This is a genomic window from Parasphingopyxis marina, from assembly GCF_014237875.1.
In the GTDB taxonomy this organism is placed as follows: domain Bacteria; phylum Pseudomonadota; class Alphaproteobacteria; order Sphingomonadales; family Sphingomonadaceae; genus Parasphingopyxis; species Parasphingopyxis marina.
In genome coordinates, this window is the sequence record NZ_JACJVJ010000001.1 from 57,243 (window position 1) to 81,956 (window position 24,714).

Consider the following 24,714-nt stretch of genomic DNA (forward strand, 5'->3'; position numbering starts at 1 on the left):
CGCGGCCGGCGGACACGAAATGGCTATCCGCCGCAAAGGTTTATGACATGAGTATCAACATCGGCATCTGCGGTTTCGGCAAGATGGGGCAGATCCGCGCAGAGGCGATCGAAGATCACGACGGCGACCTCGTCGTCCGCAAGATTTTCGACGATGCGTTGCCTCCCAATCCGCCCTATTCGGCCGCCGCCTCCGTCGACGAGATCGTCGACGATCCCGATATCGACGCCGTCATTATCTGCCTGCCCAATTTCCTCAACTATCCCACGACCTTGGCGGCGCTCAAAGCCGGCAAGCATGTCTTTTGCGAAAAGCCGCCGGCCTTCACGGCAGCGCAGGTCGAGGAAATTCGCGCCGCCGAACGCGAGGCGGGAACCGTGCTGATGTACGGTTTCAACCATCGCCACCATGACGCCGTCGTCGAAATGCACAAGCAGATATCGCGAGGCGAACACGGTCGCTTGCTGTGGATGCGGGGCCGCTACGGCAAGAGCGTCGACGCGGACTTCCTGAGCACATGGCGCGCCGACCCTGCACTCGCCGGCGGCGGGATCCTGCTCGACCAGGGCATACACATGCTCGATCTGATGCTGTTCCTCTCGGGCAAGCCGTTCGACGAAGTGAACGCGATGGTTTCCAATCTCTATTGGAAAACGCCGGGCATCGAGGACAATGTCTTCGCGATTTTCCGAAACAGCGAGACCGGCCTTTGCGCTTCGATCCATTCCACGATGACGCAATGGCGGCACCTCTTCTCGCTCGAAGTGTTTCTAGAACGCGGCTATATGGTGCTCAACGGACTCAAGACGTCGTCGGGCACTTATGGCGAGGAGGTACTCGCAATCGCCAAGAACCGGGCGAAGGCGCCGGCGGCAACATGGGACGACGAAGAACGCCTTCATTATGAGGTCGATACGAGCTGGGGCCGGGAGATCGAGCATTTCGCGACCTGCATCGCGACGGGCACGCCGGTCGAATATGGCAGTTCACTTCATGCACTCGAAGTGATGCAACTGGTCGATCGGGTCTATGCACACGAGCGGCATATCGGCCAAAACCTGCATACCGATCTTGGCGGCAGCGCGTGATCGGGCTAGGCGCGCAGCTATCGCACTATAGGGGACGGCGACAAAATGACCGACAGCACCGGCACCTTCGGCGCCGATAATCCTCGGGTTCGCCAGCTGTGCGCCAATGTGCTGCGCCTGCTTCGCGGCGAGGAATTTTCCGGCGCCCGGTTCGAGGAGCGGAAAAAGATCGTTATCTGCATGACGCCGCGATCGGGCAGCAGCTATCTTTCCTCGGTCCTTTCGGAAAATGGTCTCGGCAAGGTGCAGGAACATTTCCGCGTCGTGAAGGGCGCGCTGGAAGCACTGTGCGAGAAGCGCAAGCTCGAGACGGTCGAACAATGGGTCGCCGAACGGATCGCCAATCTCAGCACGGGGGGCATTTACGGCTTCAAGGCTGATTGGCCGCAATTCGTGCCGATCTACTATCTCGGCGGGTACGACTATTTCTTTCGTGACGCGGCCTTCGTCTATCTGACCCGCAACGACGTTATGGCGCAGGCGATATCGCGTTATATCTCCACCGAGACCGGCTATTTTCATTCGGTCCAGGCCGACTTGGCCCATACCGTCGAAAAGGATATCGAACTCGACTTCGACAAGCTGCAGGGCCATCTCGACCGGATCGTCGACATGCAGGGCGATTGGGAGCGCTTTTTCGCCCATGAGGGAATCTCGCCGCTGCGCATCAGCTATGAAGAGATTGACGCCGATGCCGGGGCCGTCGTCCGCAAGATCGGCAGTTATGCGGGATTGCAGCTACCGGAGGATCTGAAACTCGAAACCGACTATCGCAAGGTGAGTACAGAGCGGAACGACCGGATTCGGACTATGGCGATCGCCGAGGCGAAAGTGCGGCGCACAGGCGCTAACAGGCCCGGCGCGACAACGTAGGCCGACGCTCGGCTATTTACCGATTTGAAGCTTCATCGCATGGAGCGCCACGCCAAGCGGCCGCTGATCGGTGACCCTGTTGTCGACTTTGCGGAACTGCATCGCTTTATCCATGTAAAGATCGATTCGGCATTCGGTCCGATCGCCCGCCGCCAGGGGAATCTCTATAGAAGTGCGCTTGCCGCCGCGTTTCACCGCGAAATGCTGCAGGAAAGCGCCGTCAAGGTAGGCGCGGCCCGTCTGTTCCTCGTCGAGAGCATTGGGCGCTGCATGGGTCGATAGCGTTAGCGTTGCCGCCTCGTTCGGCGGAAGGCCGCCGACCCTCAGCCGGGAATGGTTGCCGACCGACCAGGCACCCCAAGCCTGGACCTTCGCCCAGCCGCTGCCGAAAATATTTCCGATGGGCCGGAGATCCCGGATCTGGACCTCCTCGCCGGGCGGCAAAAGGAATACCGGATCGAAGTCCGCGTCTCCAAAGTGCACGCCCAATTCCGGCGGAAGGTCAATGCCGGGCACAGCGAGCCGCGCAAGGTTCGCTACCTGCCGGGCATCGGCTTCCGCTTCGCCTATCCCCGCAAAGGCATCGATGGCCAGGCTCCAGGCCGCCGGATCGCTGCGATCGGCATCGAGGCAGCGCAATGCGGCGTCAATGGCAAGGCTCGGCAATCCCTCGGCGAGTGCCAACCGCCCACTTTCGCGCAGGACCGCAGGCGATGCATCGGCCCCTGCGCCGACCCTGTCGAGCAATTTGGCCGCCGCGTCCGCCAGATCGAGCGTTTCGAACTCGGCAGCCATCGCGAGGGCTGGCGATGGCGACGCGTCGCTTCGCGCCAAAACCGCATCGTGCCGGTCCATCGCTTCGGCGAACATATCGAGGCCGGCATAGACAGCGGCGCGCGAAAACCGGTCCCGCGCCAGGGCCAGCGCCTTTTCCCGCCGTTCGGCCCACAACACCCTGTCGGTCAACAGCGCGATGCAGCCGTCACTGAATTCCGCTGCGCTTTGCGCGACGATCCCGAGCGCATCGGCGACGGCTTCCAGGCCCTCGACCGCTGGAGGCAGGCAGACGCTCGGCAAGCCGATGGCCGCGGCCTCCACCGTCTTGATCTTGAGCCCGGTGCCGGCGACGGTCGGATTGATGGCAATCGCACTCTGCCCCAGCGCGCCAAGCAGCTGGTGGCGGGTCATCTCGCCAAGCGCGACCGCGCCCTCCGGCAGCGCGTCGAATTCGTTGCAGATACGCCCTCCGATCCGGAGCTCGGCATGCGGCAGGGCTTCGTGGATCCGCGGCCAACAATTCTCGAGAAACCAGTTCAGCGCCGCGACGTTCATCGAATTGCCGCTGGCGTGGAAGATCAGCGCACTGCTGCCGAAGGCTTCCTCGTCGGTTCGATAGGGCCAGACCTCTTCCAGCGCGTCATATTCGCACAGCATGACGGGATTGGTGACGCCGATCGACGGGAAATAGACCCTCTCGCTTTCCGAAATGGCGAGCACCGTCGCGCCGGGCACCGCGTTCAGCACATCGCGTTCCAGTTCCGGGCTCGTCTTGCGATACATGAGGTCGAGTTTGCGGCCGTCAAATTCGGTAGGCAGGCGTGAAAGTGCGTCATGGGTGACGATAGCCACCGGCGGCAAAGCGACCGTATCGGCAAGCTCTTCGGCAACCCTCACCATATGGGTGTAATTGCAGACCAATCCCGCATAGGCGTTGGCGCCCATCAAGGTGCGTGCCATTTCGACCGCAGCATCCGGAACGATCGTATAGGGGTGGAAGAGGTCGCTATCGGCGGCCTCGCCCTCGAAGAACTGCCGTTCTTGGGGCAGCAATGCATCGCTTTCGATCATCTGGCCGATGCGGCCCCTGGCGTTCACCGAAGGCGCGGCACGCCAGTCGGGAAAGCCCACCGGGAAGACGCGCACCCGCTCGCCGAATTCCTTCGCCAGCGCCTTGGCGTTGACATTGCCGACCAGCAGCAGATCGACGAGATATCCCTGGCGCAGGAAATGGTGGATCAGATTGCGCGTCACGACGCGGTTGCCCTGATCGGCGGGAAGCGGCGGGACGAGGCTCGCTACGAGCACTCGCCGTTCGGCCACGGCAGAGGCCTGCCCGTCCGGTTGTGGAGCCGAGCGTCCACCGGGCGCATAAAAGGCTGAAACAGAATCCCCGCCGGCAAATCGGACATCGCTCGGATAGCGATATTCCGCCGACCAGACGGGATCGCCGCTTTCGATCACAATGCGCGGGTCCGCCGTCTCGGCATCCCCGACCGCCCGGTCCAGCCAGACCATATGATGGGTCTTGTCCGCAAAAGCACTGCGCACGCGCCGCATTTCACCATTGCCGAAGCGGAATATTTCGCCGGCAACCGGCAACGCGCCATCCTTCCTGATCGCCAGCCCGCAACGCTGAAGCGCGGTTGCGCCGTTCCACACGCCCTCTTCCCACTGGCCGTCGTCGATGCGCTTCAAACTCCCGGTCCGGGCGCCAGGCTTGACGATTCGGACGCTGCGGGGATGGCCGTGTCGCCACGGGCTAAGGCCGCGTTCGACGGTCAGCCGATCGAGGCGCCGCTTGCGCCGGATACCCGTCACGCGATGACTACTGCCATCGCCAAGTTCGATCATTGCGCCGGGATAGACACTTTCAGAACGGCTGCCCGGCGCCAGCAGGATCGCCCCCAAACCCTGCTTGAGGGGATGGCGAGCAACGCCGCGGCAATATTTTTTATCGGAAAGCATCGCCACCCGGCGGCTCGGTATAGCCCCGGCGAGCCGGACGTCCGCGCGCGAAGGCGGATAGCCCGAGAAACACGCCACGACGCCGTGCACGCCGCGGGCATAGATGACGGACCCGGTTTCAACGAATGGCCGATCCCTGCACTCAAGCGCAAAGCCCGTGCCATCTGCGGTCGCCGTGCGCCATTGCTGACCATCGCCGCTATAGAGCACGCGATCGATATCTTCCGCGCCCTTGCCGTCCAGCACGATCGTCAGCCCGCCCCCTTCGCCGTCGTCCTTGCCGATCCGGACATCGAAGCCGGGAACCCGTTTGGGTTTGCCTTCCACCCGGAATTCAAATTCATAATCCTGGGCGTCGTCTTCGAACCGAACGCGCCAGCCGAGCATGGCATCGGGGCTTTTGGGGCGAGGCAGCGTCGCAAAGAGCCTGGAAAGGACGGTATCGCCTTCTCTGCCTTCTTCCTGAAGGCAGCAATGGATAAAGCTCGGCGTGCCATCGAGCGGTTCGACGGCGCGGACCGGACTTGGCCCCGCCAGTTGAAGATCGATCAACCATCGCTTGCCGGTCGCCCGTCGCAACTGAACGATCGTCGGCGGCCGCCACCAGCTTTCGAAGCGCTTGCCTGTATCCATCGCCTCACGGCCAGAGGGTTCCCAGAGCATTCTCGCGGATCGCGGGGTGGGGCCAACGGCATCCATCGAGCGCACAAAGGCCTCGAGCGCGGCGCGACCGACGCTATCGATGTCCGCACGGCCCCGCACCGCGTTTCGCAACGCTTCGGCGCGCTCAGACTCGGCGAAGGCGCGCTCGACGGCTTCGGCCAGCGCTTCGACATCGAAAGCCGGGGCCAAATGCGCGACCTTGCCGACCGTTTCCTGCAACACCGGCAAATCGTAACACGCCGTTTCCACGCCCATATAGGCCGCTTCGACCGGAGGATATCCATAGCCTTCGAAGTGACTGGGAAACAGCAGGACGCGCGACCGCGCGAGCAAGGCAAATTTCTGCTCGTCGCTGATCGCCGAATAGGTTTCGAGCCGGGCATTCTCCGCTTCGGCCAGCCGCTCGCGCAATTGGGCTTCGAATTCTTTATCGAGACCGCCACCGGCAACGATGCGCAATATCCGGTTGTTCCATGTCGAGGGCGCCAGCGCGAGGAGATCGGCACCGCCCTTGTGCTGGTCAGCGCTGCGCACAAAGGCGATGATCGCGTCATCGCGCTCCTGTACCGGCACGGCATCGGCCGCGGCGCTGTTGATCGGCGGCGGCACCGTTTCGAAGCGAACCCCCGCCACCGGACTGGTGTAGAAATCCTTGGCGTATTTCTGAGATTCCAGCGCGCTCGACACGACGAGCCCACCCTTATCCACAATGCGCCGCCACCCGTCCCACAGCCGCAGGTCTCGGGGTTCCGGCGCGAGCGCGTTGAACCAATCGCCGCTTTCGAAATTGAGCAGCGCCAGCCGCGCTTTGCGCTTGCCGGCGAAGGCAAGCGCCGCCGCGTAGAAAGCGGAATGGAAGACGCCGGTCGGGACGACCCAGACGAAATCGAACCGCCCCTTGGGCATTTCGTCCCGGAAATCTTCCGTGATCGCAAATGTCACGCCGCCCGGGCAAAGCGGCTCCAGGTCGGAAACGAAGACCGGCCGGTTGTTGGTTACGAAATGCACATCGGCCCCGGCCCGGGCCAGTGCATAGGCCATGATCAGCGCATGATAACGCCCGCCCGAATAGGCGGTGCTATTGTTGGTGCTGACGATCGCAATGCGCAACGGGCGCTGCTCTGCCCCATCCGTCATCGCGCATCCGTCCTGTGCGCGCCGGATCCCTCTGCCCCGACCGCATCCCGCTTAAGGGCGTCGTCGAAATCGATCCGGTCGAAGGTTTCCAGCGCGCCGCCGCGGGTCGCATTACGGATGAAGCCGCCTTCGCCCTCAATCAGCGCGCGAGCGGCGAGAAAAGACGTCATGATGTTCAGGATGGCCGGCGGACACCAGGGCTTGCCCGAACGGTAATTCTTGATGAAATGATTCCCGTCGCCGGTCGCGGTGCGCATCGAGTCCCCTGTCTTGCTGTTGCGATCGAACGCAAAGGTGAAATCGGCCCCATAGACGTAGAAGTTCCGAATCCCGAGCCAATATGCAACCTGCATCGCAACATAGACCGAAGAACCGCCGGGCGTGACCCGCGCAGCCGCGTTCTTCGAAAAAAGCGAAGGAAAGCCGATCACCTGTCGCAGCCAGCAATAATCGCCGGTCAGTTCGGGCGGCTCATCCTGAGCGAAACAGAGCGTACCGCCGGAACGTTCCAGCATCTCATCGCCGAAATCCTCGATCATCTGCCGGTCCCCGCTGATCGTGAATTGCGGGCGCAGCCGGGTATCGCCATAGGCGAGATAGAAGCGATTGAACGCGAAACAAAGCCGGCCCTCAAGCCGATCGAGGTCCTCGATCCGGACGCTCGGCCCATTGCCGATCAGCCATGCCGTCTCGCCGGCGAATTTATCCTTCATCGCATGAAGCCGGGGCGAAGAAGGTTGGGCGAACGGCCCGACGGTATCGAGGTGACGAAAGGCCTGACCGATACCGGCACTCTGTCCGGTGGCGATGGCCGTCGCTGGTAACGGCCAGGGTACGCTTGTCCGGGCGAAACTGATACCGCCGGCAAGCGGGCGGACGGCGGCGTTGCCGTAATGCACCGAGCCGCACCGGGCGCGTGGCTCCGCACTACCCCAATGTTCCACAACGGCCTCGTCCCCTGAGACAACCTCAAGACTGACAAGACCGGCCGTTTGACGATCGAGATCGTCGGGAATGTCGATCGGAAAGACGGGAATGCCGTCAACCGCTATCTCCGCCCGCAACAGGCCGGGCGCAACACCGGGCGGAAGCACCGCCGTAACGCGCAGGCGCACCGCCGACTCGTCACTGGATGCCGGACGCTCGACCCAGCCATTGGGAAGTGGGCCGCCATCGGTACGATACACCTCCCCCGACAGATCCAGCATCGCGATCAGGGGACTATCGAACCGCACGATCATTTCGAGCAGACGATTATGGTCGTTGAACCACATCGCCTCAATGGCATAGCTGAGCTGGCTGGCCTTTCGCATTCGCTCGGCGACCACCGCATCCTCGGCGGGTTTCACCTTGAGGGCGCGGGCGATCATGCCGGTCAATTCGGCCTGATCGGCAGCTTCGGTTTCAGGCAACGATAGCGCCGCCTTTTTGCCGGCGTGCCCGGGCGAACCGCCTTCCCAGCGCCACAGCAGCGCCCGGCGCCATGGTAACGGCTCCTCGGAATCGGCCGGCGGTGCCCAGATCCGCTTGTGGGCAAGCGCGGCAACTGCGTGGGCGGCGGGCGCCGGATCGACGAGGCACACGATCACCACATCGGCCTTCCCGGAGGTGGCTTCGCTGCTCGCCATGAGGGCCCCGGACTCGCCGACGGGAATTGTCGCGACGTCGCCCAAAGGCAGAAGCGCCCGCCAAAGCGACCGGATCCGCCGCGTTTCAACGGCGTTTCTGCCCAGCAGGGCAGGTGGCGCTACGAAAAGAATTTTCATAAAATCAGTTAGTTGACGGAATATTCAGCGCGGCCGACGATCATGTCAATCACTGTCGTCAACCACAGCATGTGAACCGCCTCGACGACATTATAGGCTTGGGAATCCATCCAGAAATTCACATCGCCCAGTTGGCGCAACGCGTTGTCGGGAGATTTTCCGGTAAAGGTGACGAGCTTGAGGCCACGGTCGCGCGCATATTTGCCAGCGTTCACAACATTGGGCGACATGCCGCTCGCCGAAATCAACACGACCGCATCGCCATCGTCGCCATGGCATTCGATCGCCCGGGCGATCCAGTTTTCGTACCCATAATCGTTCGCATAAGCGGTGATGAAATTGGGTTCGTTGAAATCGATCGAACGGACCTTGGCCTGTTTGGCGAAATCGACCGCACCGTGCGAGGAAATCGATGCGCTGGCGCCGTTGCCGGCCAGCATCATTTTGTTGCCGCTGTCGCGGATGCCTTCGGCAAGTTCCTTGAAGGCGATGAGATTGGCATGGTGGTCCGGCGCGAAGGCCGGAGCAAAACGCTCAAAATAGTCATTGAGCCAAGCGGTCCACTCCACGCCACATTCTCCCAATCTCTGTCCGGTGCTCCGCGGGCATTGCCCGAAACGCGGCCCGTCCCAAAGCGGGTATCCGCCTAACAGACCGACTGCGGGGCACACAAGGTGCCCCATGGCTAAGCATCTGACTTTTTCGGCATTTCGCCGAATGTTCCTTAGTCAACGCCGCCGGCGAGAAATCGTTCGGCAGCCGCATAAAATTCCTCGGGCTGCGACAGTTTGTACAGTTCGTTTCGTGCATCCGCCACGCCAAGATTGTCATAGGTCTGATATTCGCCGCCCATGGCGTAGGTTAAACGCTTGAAGGTGACGTTGCCCGTGCGATTGGGCGTGAAAATTTCAAAAATCGAAGGCTTGCGGACATTGTAGATCAGGTTGGTGAGCGCGGCGCCGTGCAGGGCGACAATCTGTTCGGCGCCTTCGAACATCCGCACCTGCTCCGCTACCGGAAAATCGCCGGGATCGACGGTCGCGAAGCCAAGTTGCCCCAGCCGGCCCTCGACCTCGTCGCCATCCGCGAGCGAACGGCGGCAGTTGCGCCGCGTCAGGAAGAGTTTCGCCGGGCGATCAACTCGATCCCCGTCTTCGTTGCAAAGCGCAGCGATCCGTCGAAATTCGGGTATGATTTCCGGATAGTTGGTAACGATCTTCTTCACGAGGCACGACGAAAACAGGATTTCGGGCGCTTCGTAGATCGTCTGCTTGTCGATCTCGACAAAATCCAGCCGGGGATCGAGCCGGCCCAGCAACTCGACATATTCCCGCACGAAGCGCGTGTGCGGATCCACGAAAACCGTAAGTTTCACGTCTTCCTTCACATGTCGGATCGCGTGAAGGATCGCCGCGACATTGCCGAGCACGAAATGACAATAATTCCTTTGAGAAAGGTTCGTCAGGATGACCGGATTATCGACCCGGCGCTTTTGTCGATATGTTCGGAACCCGTTGCTATAGGCGGACAACAGCTTCGGGGTCATGAAACGCTGCCGCATCAGGCGATGCATCGTTTCGAAAACGACCCGCTTTTCGTCATCGACGACGATTAAATCGCCTCCCAAGATCGAGGAGCCGTTCAAAATTTTCATGGCGAGCGGATATTCGGCATTGGCGACACGCTTGTCGGGCCAGAGACAGGTGAAATCCTTGTCTATGGATAGATTGTCCGCGATGAAGCCGGAAAGCGGATCCGGTTCGATTCCATCGAGCAATTCCGCTATTCTCTCGTTCTGCGGTCGCATCTTTTCGGCGAAACTGAGGAAATAGAAGCCCCGCTGGAATCGCCGTTGCGCGAACAGAATATCGGCCAGGGCAATCGCCAAGGAAAAGGCCCGGTCCCGGTCCGTCACCCCGATCACGTTGATCTCGGCTTCCAGTATGCGTGCAGCCTCGGCTATTCCATGCTCGCGCTCGAGCCGTTGTGCCATGCGTGTACGAAGCGTCATGCGTGTCGATCAGGTCGGGAAAGCTGTGGGGTGAGAATGGCCGAATAGCCCATAACCGGGTGCCTTCCCACCCCTTTCCGCAGCTGCTCGCGTGCCGACTCCATGTCGCCCGTCAGCCGTCCGGAGCGGCCGAAAGGCCGATCATCGCCTCGGCGATATCGAGATCGTCCTGCGTCTTGATCACATGGCCGGCCATCCGGTTGACGCTGACATAGCCGATCTTGCCGGCATAGGTGGCGCAGCCGCCCGCCGCCTTCGCTTCCAGGAAGGTCGCGCGGCGCCAGGCGGTGATCGCCCAGACGATGCGGCGTACGGGCTCCAGATCCTGCGAATTGGTCTTCTCGGCAAAAGTGAAATTCACCGGCTCGCCCTCGAACACGCATTCGAGATTTTCATCGACGACGCTCATCACCGCATCATGATTGCCGGCCGCGACCGTGTCGCAAAAGCTGCGGACATCCTCCACCGTCAGCAGCGGCGCGATCGAATGGACCTGGACCAGGAAATCGCAGGGATGCACGCCCAGAAATTCCTCGACGAAATCCTCGCTCGTCGCCTGGTTGCCGCCCAGCGCCTCCGGACGCCGATGGAAATAAGCGCCTTCGGCCTCGGCGATCGGGCCGAAATCGGGATGTTCGCTGTTGACCCAGATCTCGTCGAAGCGCCCGGATTTCAGGCATTTGCGGATCGCGTGGACGATCAGCGGCTGGCCGGCGAGCGGCGCGAGATTCTTCTTCTGCAGCCGCTGGCTGCCCATCCGGGCCGGGATCATCGCGATCATCTTCATGCCGCGCTTTCCCTGGCGAGATAATCGGGAATATGGCTTTCCGCATCGCGCGCGTCGAACAGCCCCTCGATCGCCGCCTCGCCCATCGCGAGCACGGCTTCGGCCGAGCTGCCGCCGATATGCGGTGTCGATATGAAATTGGGCAGTTCGAGAAGCGCCCGGTCTGTCGGCGGCTCGGGATCGAACACATCGAAGGCGGCGGCGGAGAGGTGCCCCTCAACGAGCGCGCGCTTCATCGCCGCTTCGTCGACCAGGCCGCCGCGCGCGGTGTTGATCAGGATCGCGCCGCTCTTCATCCGGGCCATTTCTTCCGCCGCGATCATCCCTGCCGTCGCCGGGGTCATCGGGACATGCAGCGAGACGATATCGGCGGTCGCGAGCAGCTCGTCGAACGTCGCCCGCTCCACCAGCCCTTCGGCGAAGGCAGGGACATCCCGGATATCATGGCCGATCACCCGCGCGCCGAATGCGCGGAGCAGCCCGGCCAGATCGCGCCCGACATGCCCGCAACCAACAAGGCCGACCGTCTGGCTGCCAAGCTGCCGCCCCAGATGCTGCCGGAACGTCCCGGCGAGAATCTCGCGCCCGGCGGGTTGGACGCGACGCAGCGCCATGATCATCAGCGATACCGCGAGTTCGCTGACCGAACGCCGGTTGACCCCGCCCGTCCAGCCGACTTTCACGCCGCGCGCCTGGCAGGCTTCCAGGTCGACATTGTCGAGCCCCACGCCATATTTGCTGATGATGGCGAGGCCGGGCAGGCGATCGAGCAACGCTCCGTCGATCCGTTCGAGCGCGACGATCGCGGCATCGCGGTCTGCGAGGAATTCGACAAGCGCCTCGCCGTTCAGCGATTGCCCGCTTTCGTTGAACCGAACGTCGTCGATCCTTGCGCTCAGCCGCTCCCGAAGCGCTTCATTGGCCGAAAAGGAACGCGACAACACCCCCAGTTTGAGACCCGTCTCGCTCGGCAAATGTCGCTCTCCCGTCCATGGCGCGCCCCGCGCCGTTTCCACATCGTCTCTACCGGCATAACCCGGAAGAGGCCATGCGCAAGCCGCACGCTTTCCGCCGGTGGGCGGATCCTGCGCTTTGACGGCGATATGCCGCCCGACTAAGAACGCCGGATGCAAACAAACGGCGCGTTTCGGCGTATCTTTCGGTGGGAACCATGAACCACGATCACGCGCCGCTCGACGCTGCCCTTGTCGCGCTCGCCCGCCGCGCGGCGACCGCCAGCGGCGACCTGCTGCGCCAGAATTTCGGCCAGGCCGAGCTGCTCTCGCAACAGGGCCGCGACATCAAGCTGGGCGAAGATCATCGCGCGCAACAGCTGATCGTCGAGACCATCCGGTCGGGCAGCGATCTTCCGATCCTGACCGAGGAAGCCGGATGGATCGGCGAGCCGCCGCCGGGCGAGGGCCTTTACTGGGTTGTCGATCCGCTCGACGGGTCGTTCAACTATCGCACCGGAACGCCGCTGTGCGGCACGGCCGTCGCGCTATGCGCGGGGCTGACCCCGCTCGCCGGCTGTATCCACGATTTCCTGCGCGACGCGCTCTACTGGGGCGGGCCGGGCATCGGGCTATATTGCAACGACGATCCCCTCGGCGACTTGCCGCAGCCGCACGGCATCCTCGCCACCGGCTTCCCGGTCGGCGGGGACTTTTCCGATCAGGGCATCGCGGCGATCGTCCGCCAGATTTCCGACTATAAGAAAGTCCGCATGATCGGTTCGGCGGCGCTGTCGCTCGCCTGGGTCGCGAGCGGGCGGTTCGACGCCTATGCCGAGAGCGGCATCCGCTGGTGGGACGTCGCCGCGGGGCTGGCGCTGGTCGCGGCCACCGGCGGGCGGGTGGCGATCGCCGGCGAAAGCCCGGACGGAACGTTCGAAATCTTCGCGTCCCGCCACCCGGAATGATATCGCTGCCGGGGGAGAGGATGCGATGACCGCCGACCATGCCGATATCCGCCAGCAAGTCGCCAGGCTGTGCGCCGATTTTCCGGGAGACTATTGGCGGGCGAAGGACAAGGCGCGCGCCTATCCCGGCGAATTCGTCGAGGCGCTGACCCGGTCCGGCTTTCTCGCCGCGCTGATCCCCGAAGTCTTTGGCGGCGCGGGGCTCCCGCTTTCGGCGGCGGCGGCGATCCTCGAGGAGATCCAGCTGCAGGGCTGCAATGGCGGCGCGTGCCATGCGCAAATGTATATCATGGGCACATTGCTGCGACACGGTTCGGATGAACAAAAGGCCGAATATCTGCCGAAAATCGCCAGCGGCGAACTGCGGCTCCAGGCGTTCGGCGTCACCGAACCGGGCAGCGGCACCGACACGCTGTCGCTGAAGACCACGGCGAAACGCGACGGCGACGATTATATCGTCAACGGCCAGAAAATCTGGACGAGCCGCGCCGAACATTCGGACCTGATGCTGCTGCTCGCCCGCACGACCCCGCGCGAGGAAGCCGCCAAACGCACCGACGGGCTCTCGGTGTTGCTCGTCGATATGCGCGCGGCAATCGGCAACGGGCTCTCCATCCGCCCCATCGACACGATGATGAACCATGCGACGACCGAGATCTTCTTCGATGACATGCGTGTGCCCGCGGCGAACCTGATCGGCGAAGAAGGACAGGGTTTCCGCTACATCCTTTCCGGCATGAACGCCGAGCGCATATTGATCGCCGCCGAGTGCATCGGCGATGCGAAATGGTTCATCGGCCGTGCAACCGATTATGCGAGGGAGCGGGAGGTGTTCGGCCGGCCGATCGGCCAGAATCAGGGCGTCCAGTTCCCGATCGCCAAGGCCTATGCGCAGATGCGCGCGGCCGAACTGATGGTCCGCGAGGCGCTTGCCCGATATGACGCCGGCGACAATGCCGGGGCCGAGGCCAATATGGCGAAGATGCTCGCGGCGGACGCAAGCTGGGCGGCGGGCGAAGCCTGCGTCCAGACGTTCGGCGGCTTCGGCTTTGCCGCCGAATACGATGTCGAACGCAAGTTCCGCGAAACCCGGCTCTACCAGGTCGCGCCGATCTCGACGAACCTCATCCTTTCCTATCTCGCCGAACATATTCTCGGCCTGCCGCGTTCCTATTGATGGCCGCGCTCGAGGACTGGATCGGCCGCGAGGAACGGCGCGGCGACCGGGTGACCGGCGGCCTGCTGCACCGTTTTCGCGCGACTATCGGCAATCCGCCGGAGCCGGCCGTCCCGCTGGGCCTTCACTGGTGCCTGTGCACGCCCGACACGCCAATGGCGGATCTGCAGGAGGACGGACATCAGCGGCTTGGCACATTCCTTCCGCCGATAGGGCTGCCACGCCGGATGTGGGCGGGAAGCGCCATCCGCTTTTTTGCGCCGATTGCCGCCAGCGCGGTTATCGAGCGCGTCTCGACCGTCGCCTCCGTCGCCGAGAAAACGGGAAAGAGCGGCGCGCTGGTTTTCGTGGAGATCGACCATCTTATCCGCGCGGACGGGATCGATGCGGTGCAGGAGCGCCAGACGCTCGTCTATCGGGAAACCGGCACGGCCCCCATATCGCTGCCTGTAACGGGGACCGCCGACCTGTCGGACTGGCCGGTTTGCCGCTCGCTGATCCCCGACGAAGCGTTGCTGTTCCGCTATTCGGCGCTCACCTTCAACACGCACCGCATCCATTACGATCTCGGCTATGTGCGAGACGTGGAAGGCTATCCCGGCCTCGTCGTCCACGGGCCGCTGATCGCGACCTTGCTGCTCGATCTCGCGACCCGGGAGATCGGCGCAGAGGCGATCGGCGCCTTTTCGTTTCGCGCGACCTCCCCCGCCTTTGCCGGCCAGCCGTTGCACCTCGTCGCGCGCGAGGCGGATACCGGCCTTGCCCTCGCGGCCCTCGGCGACGACGGTCGCTTCGTCATGGAGGCCGGGGCTACCCCGCGCTGACCCCGAAAAAAGCGGCGCGGCCGTAGCGATTTTCGGCCGTTTGACGAGCGCTGTAGCCAATATATCGAAACGAGTGGATGCTCGTCGATACGGAACGCATCTTCGGCGAAAACGACACCATATTTCGCCCGATCGTGACAAGATCGGCGCATTCTAACGATTTGATGCAATATTTTGAAACGACAGGGGCGCGATCGCAACCAGGCCGGACGGCCGTTTGCGGGATTTGGGAGCGTGTATGAAGTTTCAGTTTGGGAGGATATTGCATGAAAATCGGCTTCCTGCTCTTTCCGCATAGCGCGGAACCGGATGTTGCGGGCCCGAGCCGGCTGCTCGCCGCGCTGCCGGGCGTCACCGTGAGCCTCGCCGCGGCGGAGCAAGCGCCGGTCGTCATGGATTGCGGCTGCTCGATCCGGCCGACGGCCAGTTTCGCCGATGCGCCGGCTTTCGACGCGATCTGCGTTCCCGGCGGCAGCGGGGTCGCCGCCGCGCTGCAATCGCCGGAATTTCTCGACTATCTGTGCGAGGCGGCGGAGCGCGCACATTGGATCGGCGCGATCGGTACGGGCGCGTTCGTCCTCGGCGGGGCGGGCCTGCTTGTCGGGCGGTACGCGACCACCCACCCCGCCTATGCGGATTTGCTTTCGGGGGTTGGCGCCGAATATCGGGCCGGGCCGATCGTACGGGACGGCAATGTGCTGACCTGCGACGGCGCCGAGGCTGCGCTCGACTTCGCCGCCGGTCTCGCCGAAGCCGCAAGGGGACAGGATGCCGCAGCCGGTTTGCGGCATCTGGCCGCTCGCGATCCCGGCTATGCCGCGGCGGCGTGCGACCGCACGGCGCCGTGCACCGGCCATCTGCCGGAGGCGGGCACCGGCTACGCTGCGCATATCGAGGCCGTGCAGAGCGCGATTAGCGCCAACGTGATCGGCTCCGAGTATACGCTTTAAAACATCCCTTTTATTCAGTATGTTATGGAAGAATTCCGTGTGATCGCGCGCGCCTGGGCGCCCGCCCCCAGCCGCAAGAAAATTTCGCGTCGCTTGTAGAAAGCTGTCGAACGTGATTATAGCCCTAATTGTCCTGCTGCCTTTCGGGGGCAGTGGGCCGAACAGGGGCACAGTTCGAACTGAGAATGGCTAAGAAGGCGACGCCGAAATCCTTGTCCGATCACGAAGGGTCGTTGTTGTCGCTCGTCTACCGGTTCCAGCCGATAACCGCATATAAAGTCGCAAAATATTACCAGTCCTCGCCGGTCGCCAGCTTCAACAAGAGCATGGGGCAGGTATATCCGATGATCGCCCGCTTCGCGAAGGAGGGGCTGATCGAAAGCAAACGGATCGAAGGCGATGCCCGCGGGACCGAGCTCTGGTCGATTACCCGGAAGGGCGAAGGCGCGCTCAAGACCTGGGTCCAGACATTCCGGTCCGCCCAGCTGGTCGCCAGCGACTCGCTCAGCACCAAGGTGATGGCGTTCGGCCTGCTCCAGCCGCAGGAGCGGATCGACTGGGTGATCGAAGCGAAAGCGGAACTCGAAAAGAAGCGGGCAGAACTCGACGCGTTCAACGCGCAGACGGACCTGCCCTTCCAGGCCTTCGCCTATGACAATGCCGCCAGCACGCTGAAAGCCCGGATGGACTGGCTTGATCGCGTGCATCTCGAGCTCGTCACCAACAAAGACAAATATTGATTCGGCAGAAAAGAAAATGGCGGGGGTGGGACTTCCAATACCACCCCCGCCAGAAATCTAGACCGTGAGCATTTAGTCTAGAATCTGATCCGGCCCGTCACCGAATAGCGACGCCCGAGCGCGTCATAGGTCGACGGGAAGGTGTTGCCGGAATTCTGCGTGCTCGTGCCGAGGAACGAGGTGATGTTCGGCGGATCGCGATCGAGAAGATTGAAGATCGAGAAGGTCACGTCGAAATTTTCGCTGACGTTCGAACGCACGCTCAGATCGAAATAGCTGGCATCGTCGATCGCCAGAAATTCGGGAAGAATGCCCGTCGTCGTCGCGGCGAATTCATATTCCACGCCGTCAATCCAGCGCCACAGCAGCGAAACATCGACAAGATCGTCGACGCTCAGGGTCGTGCGGAAGTTGAACGACCATTCCGGTTGAACGGCGCCGGTGCTGAAATCGCAGTTGGAGCTGTACAGGCCGATACAATCGCGATTGATACCGCCCGGCACCGCGCGAAATTCGGCCCGCTCGGTCCAGTTGCCGTTGAGATCGAAATTCACCGAGCCGAAGCTGACCGGCAAATTATAGGCAATGCGGAAATCGACGCCCGACGTATGCAGCCTGCCCTGGTTGGTCAGCGGCGGGGCGAGGCCCGGCGTATCGCCGCCACCGTTGAGCGTACCGTTGAGCGGGTTGCGGATGATCAGCGAACAGACCGTCGGATCGCTGCCATTGCCATCGCCGTTCGGCCCGTAGCACGGGTTGAGAACGTCTCCCGGCGTACGCGTCGTGATCGCGTCGTTCACGATGATATCGTAATAGTCGATCGTCAGCGCGAGCCCCGGAACCTGCCGCGGCGTCACGATCACGCCGATCGTGTAGCTGTCGGAAACCTCCGGATCGAGATCGGGATTGCCGCCGGTGGTCAGGTTGGCCTGCGCCGCCGAAGGCTGCGAAATCGTGCCGATCAAGGCGGCCGGCGCGCCCTGCGCGATGCAGATCGCGGTCAGCGTCGCATTGCCGACCGGGTTGGTCCCGGCGCACGGATCGGTCGTCAGGCCCGTGAGTCCGGTGGTTACCGGCAGGAACAATTCGCCGATATTCGGCGAACGCACGGCCCGCTGGTAGATGCCGCGGATACGGAAACCTTCGAACGGCTCCCAGGTACCACCGGCCTTCCAGGTGACGCTCGTCCCGGTGTTCGAATAGTCGGACACGCGGATGCCGCCTTCGGCCGTCAGGCTGTAGAAACCGGGCGTATCTTCGACGATCGGGACGATCAGTTCGGCGAAGCCCTCGATCACGTCATATTGGCCGGCAAAGGTCGGCGACGGTGCGCCGGTGCCCAAAACCTCGTCCTGCGTGCCTTCCGACACATCGGCGACGCGGCTGGCATTATATTCGCGATATTCGACGCCGACGGCGAACCCGATCGGCGTTTCGGAAAACAGGCCGCTCTCGCCAAGTTCGCCATTGATCGACGCGTTGACCGTGGCCAGCGAGGTCGTATCGGTGAAGCTCGACGGCTGGTTGAAAAATGCCACGGCCTGCGGATCGATATTGGTGCCGACGCCGCCACCGAACAGGTTGATCGGGTAGCAACCGTTAGACGGATCGACGCAGTTGGTGGCATCGAGCGCGCGCAACGCCTGTTGGACGCGGGACTTGAGGCCCCAGCCCGAACGCGTCGTTACCCGGTCCGATTCGCCATAGGATGCCGAGACGTCATATTCGATCGTCTCGCTGAGATTGCCCCGCAGACCGGCCCAGACCTGAAACTGGGTGATGCCGATATCCGTATTGCGCGCACCCTGCTCGACGAGCCGGCGGTTGATCGTGACCGGAACCTCGAGATAGTTCGGATCGGTCGGATCCGTCGCCGCACCGGCCGCCGTGCACGTCGCGGCATCGATGCCGACGATCGGCGAAGCGCAAATCTGCTGACGGATAGTCTCATTGATGAAAGGGTTGTTGAGCGGGAAGATATAGGTGTCGCCGAACAGACCGGACGGCGCCAGCTGGAGGCTCACCGTCGTCTTGGTGAACATCGCGCGGGTATAGGCCTCGATATCGGGCGTTACCTCATACCGTGCGGCACCATAGATATTGTAGCGTTCGAGCGGCGTCTGGAAATAGTTGAACGGCGCATAGTTGAACGATGAATAGGTCGGGACCAGCGCCGTACCGTCGCTATTGATCTGATTGACCCCGCCGCCGCCGGCCACAAGGCTCGTGATCCGGGTAGGAACGCCGGTCGCCGACCCGGCAAAGCTGCCGTCGACGAAAACCGCGTTTTGCGAAATCAGGCGGTTCGACTGAAGGACGTCGTCGACCTCCTGATAGCCGATGCTGAGAACCGCATTGCCACGGCCGCCGTCGAAATTCGCACCGATCGTCAGATCGCCGCGAAGCCGTTCGCCATCGCCGCGTTCGGTAATGCCATAGGAAACGGCCGCCTCGACGCCCTCGAAATCGCGGCGCGTCACGAAGTTTGCGACGCCGGTAATGGCATCGGCGCCATAGACCGAGGACGCGCCCCCGGTGACGACTTCGACACGCTCGACCAGCGCGACCGGCACGACGTTGAGATCGGTCTGGCTGAACAGGGTTGCCGGGACGATACGGTTGCCGTCGAGCAGGATCAGGTTGCGGGTCGAGCCGAGGCCGCGAAGGTTGAGCGAACCGATACCGGTGCTGCCATTGTTGACCGAATTGTTGAGGCCCGGAACGATGCCGGGAAGCTCGCCGATCAGCTCTTCGGCGTTGGTCGCCTGGCGCAGATCGATCTCGTCCTGGCCGACCACCTGCACCGGGCTCGACTGTTCGAGGTTCGGATTGGTGATGCGCGAACCGGTAACGACGATCGCGGGCTGGTCGGCGCTGGCGAGTTCGTCCTGCGCGAGGGCCGGCGAAGCGATGAAAGTGCCGGCCGCGCCCCCCATCAACACGCAGCGAAGTGCCTGCTTACGTGCCGAAAAAGCGGTGCCCTTATATGTCTTGCTCATTGAATTCTAACCCCTTTGATGTCGTGGCAACCGCGTCGAAACCGGATGGAATATGCGTTCCCGATCATTCCGGCGCTTCCATTGCCTCCAAAGATTTCTGTCTGGCAGGTCATGCGCCTGCCCTTCACCATGGGTCGGGCTTATGCCGAGCCGGACTTTTCTCCACAATGGTTTTTTGCCTCGATTCGTAGGTTATTAGCTCTGTGTGGCAATCGGGCTACACATGGAAATGGCGTTTTTTCGATATTGTTACGCGTGTGGCCCATATTTGCACCGGCATTTTTATTCCGGTAAAGACTATTATATTACGAATCGAGTTATTGAATGGCGGCGGAGGATGGCGATGTCCCGACACGGAAAACGGCCGACAGGCACGATCGTCGATTGGCGGAAGCGGCGCGGGGAGATCGCGGCCGGCGCGCTGGCACTCTATCTGGAACGCCCCTGGCCCAATGTCGGCATCGAGGAGATCGCCGAGCGGCTCGGCATCAGCTATTGGCAGGTCTATTATTCGTTCGACGGCCAGGAAGACGTCTACAAGGCGGCGGTCGACCGGCTGATCGACCGGCTGGCGCGCCGGATCGCCGAAGCCCCGGCTTCCTGTACCTCGGTCAACCGGACCATCCACGCCTATGTCCGCCATGCCGCCGCGATCGTCGGCAGCGAGGATTATGCCCGGCTCGTCTTCCTCGCGATGCGGGACGAGCATACCGACCTCTGGGTAAAAGCCGCCTATGAGAAGAAGATCGCCATTCCGCTTCGCCAGGGGTTGGAGATCGCGGTCAAGCATGCGGGGCGCAAGGCCGGGCTCGACATGATCGTCCTCCACGGAGCCAGCGAGCGCTATCTGACCATGCTGGAAACGGCGCTGGCCCTACCGCGCCTGCTACGCCGCGATGCATTTGCCGACGGCAATTTCGAAAAGACGATAGCGGAAACCGCGAAGGAGGTGTGGTCGGCAACCTGCACGTTCGACGGCTTCGGAACCGATCCGGGAAGCGCGCAAGCCGCGGCCTGACGGCTTCATGTTCCCAAAGGACACAGCGAACGGCTAAATCGGCCGCTTTCCCGCCTTCCCTCTTGTCGCCCGCACGACATTCGTTCATTTCGGCTAGCATGCTTTGCGCGCGCGAAAATTTCAGTTCCGAGGCGCTTGCCGGCAATATTTCTCTCTTTCTCGATTTCGACGGGACGCTCGTCCCGCTCGCCGACCATCCCGACGCGATCGAACCGGCGCCCGGCCTTGCCCCCCTGCTCGAACGGGTCGGCATCCGGCTCGACGGACGGCTGATGCTGGTGAGCGGCCGGACGATCGCCGATCTCGACAGCCATCTCGGCGATCATCGGCTCGCACTGTACGGTTCGCACGGGATGGAACGCCGCCTTCCCGGAAAGCCGCGCGAGGACATGGCCGAAGCCGGCGATCTCGTCGCCCTGCGCGCGGCGGTCGACGAAGCGGTGGATGCGCTGCCGCCGCTCCTGATCGAGGAGAAGCGGTTCGGCCTTGCGCTGCATTATCGGCAGGCGCCCGAAGCCGAAGGCGCGGTGCTGCAAATCGCCGAGGATATGGCGAAGCGATTCGGCATGGCCGTAAAGCTAGGCAAGATGGTCGCCGAATTGCTGCCGCGCGGCTTCGACAAGGGTAGCGCGGTGGAAGCCGCCATGGCGCTTTCCGGCTTTGCCGGGACGACCCCGCTGTTCGTGGGCGACGACATCACCGACGAGGACGGCTTCCTCGCCGCGCAACGGCTGGGCGGTACCGGCATACTCGTCGGCGATCGCATCGGCAGCGCCGCGACGGCCGCACTTCCCGACACCGGGGCGGTCCTCGACTGGCTCCACACGCTGGCAGCGGAGGCACCATGACGGCGGATCTCAACCTCTGGCCGGTCGGCAATTGCCAGGTCAGTGGCCTGGTCGACACGCAAGGGTCGCTGGTCTGGGGCTGCGCGCCCCAGGTGGACGGAGACCCGGTCTTCTGCGCGCTGCTCGACGATCCGGCCGAAGGCGAAGAACCGCGCGGCATCTGGAGCCTCGAACTCGTCGATCAGGTGAGCGCGAGGCAGCGCTATCTGCGCAACTCGCCGATCCTCGCCACGGTGCTGACCGATGCCCATGGCGGCGAGGTCGAGATATTGACCTTCTGCCCGCGCTACGAGCGATCGGGCCGCATGTACCGCCCGGTCGCCTGGTCCCGCATCGTGACCCCGCTCGCCGGATCGCCGAGACTGCGGGTGCGCCTTTCGCCGGCCAAGAACTGGGGCGACCCGGCGGTCGAAAAGACCAACGGCACCAACCATATCCGCTATCTGGTGGGCGGGCAGACGCTGCGGCTGAGCACCGATGCGCCGATCGGCTATCTGCTCGATTCGCGGCCTTTTCGCGTCGAAAAGCCGCACCATTTCTTCCTCGGCCCCGATGAGCCGTTCGTCGGCAATGTCGGCCGCGAAGTCGCCTCGATGCGGGACCTGACGCTCGACTATTGGCGGACCTGGGTACGCGGCCTGGCGACGCCCTTCGAATGGCAGGATGCGGTGATCCGCGCCGCGATCACGCTCAAGCTCTGCCAGCATGAGGAAACCGGCGCGATCGTCGCGGCGCTGACGACGTCGATCCCCGAAGCGCCGCATTCGGAGCGCAATTGGGACTATCGCTATTGCTGGATCCGGGACGCCTATTACACGGTGCAGGCCCTGAACCGGCTCGGCGCGCTCGACGTGCTCGAAAAATATCTCGGCTATCTGCGCAATCTCGTCGACGAAATGAAAGAAGGCGCGATCCAGCCGCTGTTCGGCGTCAGCGGCGATACCGATCTCACCGAATGGACCGCCGAAACCCTGCCCGGCTATCGCGGCATGGGGCCGGTACGCGTCGGCAACGCCGCCTATACCCAGCGCCAGCACGATGTGTACGGCCAGATCATCATGCCCAACATCCAGGCCTTTTGCGACCGGCGGATGATGCGCATGTCCGGGCCGGCCGATTTCGAAAAACTGGAAGCGGTCGGCGAGATCGCCTGGGCGAGCTACGACCAGCCCGATGCGGGCCTGTGGGAGTTCCGCACCCGCACCGCCGTCCACACCTATAGCGCGGTGATGTGCTGGGCGGCCTGCGACCGGCTCTCCAACGCCGCGAGCATGTTGGGGCTCGCCGACAAGGTGGATTTCTGGGCCGAGCGCGCGAACACGATCCGCGAGGCGATCGAGGAGCAGAGCTGGAGCAAGGAGGCCGGCCGCTACGGCGCGAGCTTTGGCGGCGACGATGTCGATGCCAGCCTGTTGCAACTCGTCGACATGCGCTTCCTGACGCCGGACGATCCGCGCTTCCTCGCCACTTTCGACGCGGTCGAGCAGAGGCTGCGCCGCGAAAATCACCTGCTGCGCTATGACAGCGAAGACGATTTCGGACTGCCCGAAACCGCGTTCAACTTCTGCACCTTCTGGATGATCGAAGCGCTGCATCTGGTCGGCCGGTCGGAAGAAGCCCGGGCCTGGTTCGAAGAAATGCTGGCCCATCGCACCCAGTCTGGGCTGCTGTCCGAAGACATGGATTTCGAAACGGGCGAGCTTTGGGGCAACTTCCCGCAGACCTATTCGTTGGTCGGCATAATCAATTGTGCGGGACTTCTTTCGATCCCCTGGAACAAGGTCCGATGAGCCGACTGATCGTCATCTCCAACCGCGTATCCGCGCCCAAGGCCAAGAGTGCGGCCGGCGCACAGGGCGGCCTTGCCGTCGCGCTATCGGCGGCCTTGCGGGAAAATCGCGGCATCTGGTTCGGCTGGTCGGGCAACGAGACCGAACAATATGAGGGCAAGCTCGATATGCAGCGCCATGACGGCGTGACGACCGTGACGATCGACCTCGAGCGGCAGGATATCGACGAATATTATAATGGCTATGCCAATCGAACCTTGTGGCCGCTGTTTCACTACCGGATCGATCTCGCCGAATATGAACGTACCTTCGGCAGCGGCTATGAACGGGTCAACGAACTGTTCGCCGAGGCCGCCGCGCCCCTGATCGAGCCCGACGATCTCGTCTGGATCCATGACTATCACATGATCCCGCTCGGCAAGATGCTGCGCGACCGGGGCATCAAGAACCGGATCGGTTTCTTCCTCCATATTCCCTGGCCGCCGACCCGGCTGTTCGTCTCGCTGCCCTATCACGAGCGGCTCGTGCGCACGATGCTCGATTATGACGTGATCGGCTTCCAGACCCAGGAATGGCTCGAAAGTTTCGTCCATTATATCGAGAAGGAGCTCGGCGGGACGGTGGACGCCGACGGCACGGTCCATTGCGAAGGCAAGACCGTGCTCGCCCGGGCCTTTCCGATCGGCGTCGATTTCGACGAGTTCACGGCCGCGACGAAAAGCCCTGAAGCGAAGGCGGCGCACGACCAGCTCAAGGCGAGTTCGCTCGACAAGAAGGTGCTGATCGGCGTCGACCGGCTCGATTATTCGAAAGGCGTGGAAGAGCGCTTCCACGGCTATGAACGCTTTCTCACGCGCAACCCCGACCAGCGCGAGGATGTCGTGCTTCTCCAGATCGCGCCCCCTTCGCGCGGCGAGGTCCATACCTATCGGGAGATACGCGAGCGGCTCGAAACCTTGTCCGGCCATATCAACGGCGCCTTTGCCGAGGTCGATTGGGTGCCGATACGCTATGTGAACCAGGGCTATCCGCGCGCGGCGCTTGCCGGGCTCTATCGCGCGTCGGCGATCGCGCTGATCACCCCGCTGCGCGACGGCATGAACCTCGTCGCCAAGGAATATGTGGCGGCGCAGGACCCGGACGATCCCGGCGTCCTCATCCTCTCGCGCTTCGCGGGCGCGGCGCTGCAACTGAAAGACGCGCTGCTCATCAATCCCTACAGCAATGACGAGATCGCCGAGGCCATCGCCCAGGCGCTCGCCATGCCGCTCGCGGAACGCAAGCGCCGCTGGCAATCGATGTACGAGAATGTCCGCGACGAGGATGTGATCTGGTGGCGGCACGACTTTGTCGATGCGCTGAAGGGCTGACGCGCGG

Annotated in this window: 18 protein-coding genes; 11 read left to right on the top strand and 7 right to left on the bottom strand. The window is 62.9% G+C overall.

Features of this window, described 5'->3' with window-relative positions; genetic code table 11:
* The first annotated feature begins 47 nt into the window (after positions 1 to 47).
* Positions 48 to 1,088 (top strand): Gfo/Idh/MocA family protein, encoded by a 1,041-nt coding sequence (locus H6P80_RS00205; RefSeq protein ID WP_185799353.1) that lies wholly within the window; start codon positions 48 to 50, stop codon positions 1,086 to 1,088.
* 45 nt (positions 1,089 to 1,133) lie between these two features.
* Entirely contained in the window at positions 1,134 to 1,961 is an 828-nt protein-coding gene (locus H6P80_RS00210; protein WP_185799354.1) for a Stf0 family sulfotransferase, read from the top strand.
* A 12-nt stretch (positions 1,962 to 1,973) separates the two neighbouring features.
* Here the strand turns inward: H6P80_RS00210 and H6P80_RS00215 are convergent, their stop codons facing one another.
* From H6P80_RS00215 to H6P80_RS00240, 6 genes are all read right to left on the bottom strand, one after another.
* Positions 1,974 to 6,506, bottom strand: coding sequence for a glycosyltransferase family 4 protein (locus tag H6P80_RS00215; protein WP_185799355.1), 4,533 nt, complete (start codon positions 6,504 to 6,506; stop codon positions 1,974 to 1,976).
* Positions 6,503 to 8,134, bottom strand: coding sequence for a hypothetical protein (locus tag H6P80_RS00220; RefSeq protein WP_185799356.1), 1,632 nt, complete (start codon positions 8,132 to 8,134; stop codon positions 6,503 to 6,505). The genes H6P80_RS00215 and H6P80_RS00220 overlap by 4 nt, the downstream gene beginning before the upstream one ends.
* Positions 8,135 to 8,280: 146 nt before the next feature.
* Positions 8,281 to 8,841, bottom strand: a complete 561-nt coding sequence (locus H6P80_RS16615) for a D-sedoheptulose-7-phosphate isomerase (protein ID WP_221892846.1) — start codon at positions 8,839 to 8,841, stop codon at positions 8,281 to 8,283.
* Between the two features lie 155 nt (positions 8,842 to 8,996).
* Positions 8,997 to 10,283, bottom strand: a complete 1,287-nt coding sequence (locus H6P80_RS00230; RefSeq protein ID WP_185799358.1) for a glycosyltransferase family 61 protein — start codon at positions 10,281 to 10,283, stop codon at positions 8,997 to 8,999.
* A 112-nt stretch (positions 10,284 to 10,395) separates the two neighbouring features.
* Positions 10,396 to 11,070 carry an acylneuraminate cytidylyltransferase family protein gene (locus tag H6P80_RS00235; protein ID WP_185799359.1) on the bottom strand — a complete coding sequence of 225 codons (675 nt, stop codon included), beginning with the start codon at positions 11,068 to 11,070 and terminating at the stop codon, positions 10,396 to 10,398.
* Positions 11,067 to 12,044, bottom strand: a complete 978-nt coding sequence (locus H6P80_RS00240; RefSeq protein ID WP_185799360.1) for a phosphoglycerate dehydrogenase — start codon at positions 12,042 to 12,044, stop codon at positions 11,067 to 11,069. Before H6P80_RS00240 ends, H6P80_RS00235 begins: the two co-directional genes overlap by 4 nt.
* 197 nt (positions 12,045 to 12,241) lie before the next feature.
* Here H6P80_RS00240 and H6P80_RS00245 point away from each other — a divergent pair, with 197 nt between their 5' ends.
* The 5 genes from H6P80_RS00245 (at position 12,242) to H6P80_RS00265 (ending at position 16,682) form a co-directional block, all read left to right on the top strand.
* Positions 12,242 to 12,991 carry an inositol monophosphatase family protein gene (locus tag H6P80_RS00245; protein ID WP_185799361.1) on the top strand — a complete coding sequence of 250 codons (750 nt, stop codon included), beginning with the start codon at positions 12,242 to 12,244 and terminating at the stop codon, positions 12,989 to 12,991.
* A gap of 25 nt (positions 12,992 to 13,016) precedes the next feature.
* Complete coding sequence (locus tag H6P80_RS00250; protein WP_185799362.1) at positions 13,017 to 14,168, top strand: acyl-CoA dehydrogenase family protein; 1,152 nt, start codon at positions 13,017 to 13,019, stop codon at positions 14,166 to 14,168.
* Positions 14,168 to 14,992 (top strand): FAS1-like dehydratase domain-containing protein, encoded by an 825-nt coding sequence (locus tag H6P80_RS00255; RefSeq protein WP_185799363.1) that lies wholly within the window; start codon positions 14,168 to 14,170, stop codon positions 14,990 to 14,992. Before H6P80_RS00250 ends, H6P80_RS00255 begins: the two co-directional genes overlap by 1 nt.
* 266 nt (positions 14,993 to 15,258) lie before the next feature.
* Positions 15,259 to 15,942, top strand: coding sequence for a DJ-1/PfpI family protein (locus H6P80_RS00260; protein WP_185799364.1), 684 nt, complete (start codon positions 15,259 to 15,261; stop codon positions 15,940 to 15,942).
* Positions 15,943 to 16,127: 185 nt separating this feature from the next.
* Positions 16,128 to 16,682, top strand: a complete 555-nt coding sequence (locus H6P80_RS00265) for a PadR family transcriptional regulator (RefSeq protein ID WP_185799365.1) — start codon at positions 16,128 to 16,130, stop codon at positions 16,680 to 16,682.
* Between the two features lie 77 nt (positions 16,683 to 16,759).
* On the opposite strand, the gene H6P80_RS00270 is transcribed toward H6P80_RS00265, so the two are convergent.
* On the bottom strand, positions 16,760 to 19,681 hold the full coding sequence (locus H6P80_RS00270; RefSeq protein ID WP_185799366.1) for a TonB-dependent receptor plug domain-containing protein: 2,922 nt from the start codon (positions 19,679 to 19,681) through the stop codon (positions 16,760 to 16,762).
* Positions 19,682 to 20,024: 343 nt separating this feature from the next.
* On the opposite strand from H6P80_RS00270, the gene H6P80_RS00275 reads away from it, so the two are divergent.
* From H6P80_RS00275 to otsA, 4 genes are all read left to right on the top strand, one after another.
* Positions 20,025 to 20,699, top strand: coding sequence for a TetR/AcrR family transcriptional regulator (locus H6P80_RS00275; RefSeq protein ID WP_221892847.1), 675 nt, complete (start codon positions 20,025 to 20,027; stop codon positions 20,697 to 20,699).
* 98 nt (positions 20,700 to 20,797) lie between these two features.
* A complete protein-coding gene (gene otsB / locus H6P80_RS00280; RefSeq protein WP_185799368.1) occupies positions 20,798 to 21,547 on the top strand; it encodes a trehalose-phosphatase in 750 nt (249 codons plus the stop codon).
* Positions 21,544 to 23,337: a glycoside hydrolase family 15 protein gene (locus tag H6P80_RS00285; protein WP_185799369.1), complete on the top strand. Its 1,794-nt coding sequence runs from the start codon at positions 21,544 to 21,546 to the stop codon at positions 23,335 to 23,337. Before otsB ends, H6P80_RS00285 begins: the two co-directional genes overlap by 4 nt.
* Positions 23,334 to 24,707 carry an alpha,alpha-trehalose-phosphate synthase (UDP-forming) gene (gene otsA, locus H6P80_RS00290; RefSeq protein WP_185799370.1) on the top strand — a complete coding sequence of 458 codons (1,374 nt, stop codon included), beginning with the start codon at positions 23,334 to 23,336 and terminating at the stop codon, positions 24,705 to 24,707. The genes H6P80_RS00285 and otsA overlap by 4 nt, the downstream gene beginning before the upstream one ends.
* Positions 24,708 to 24,714 lie beyond the last annotated feature (7 nt).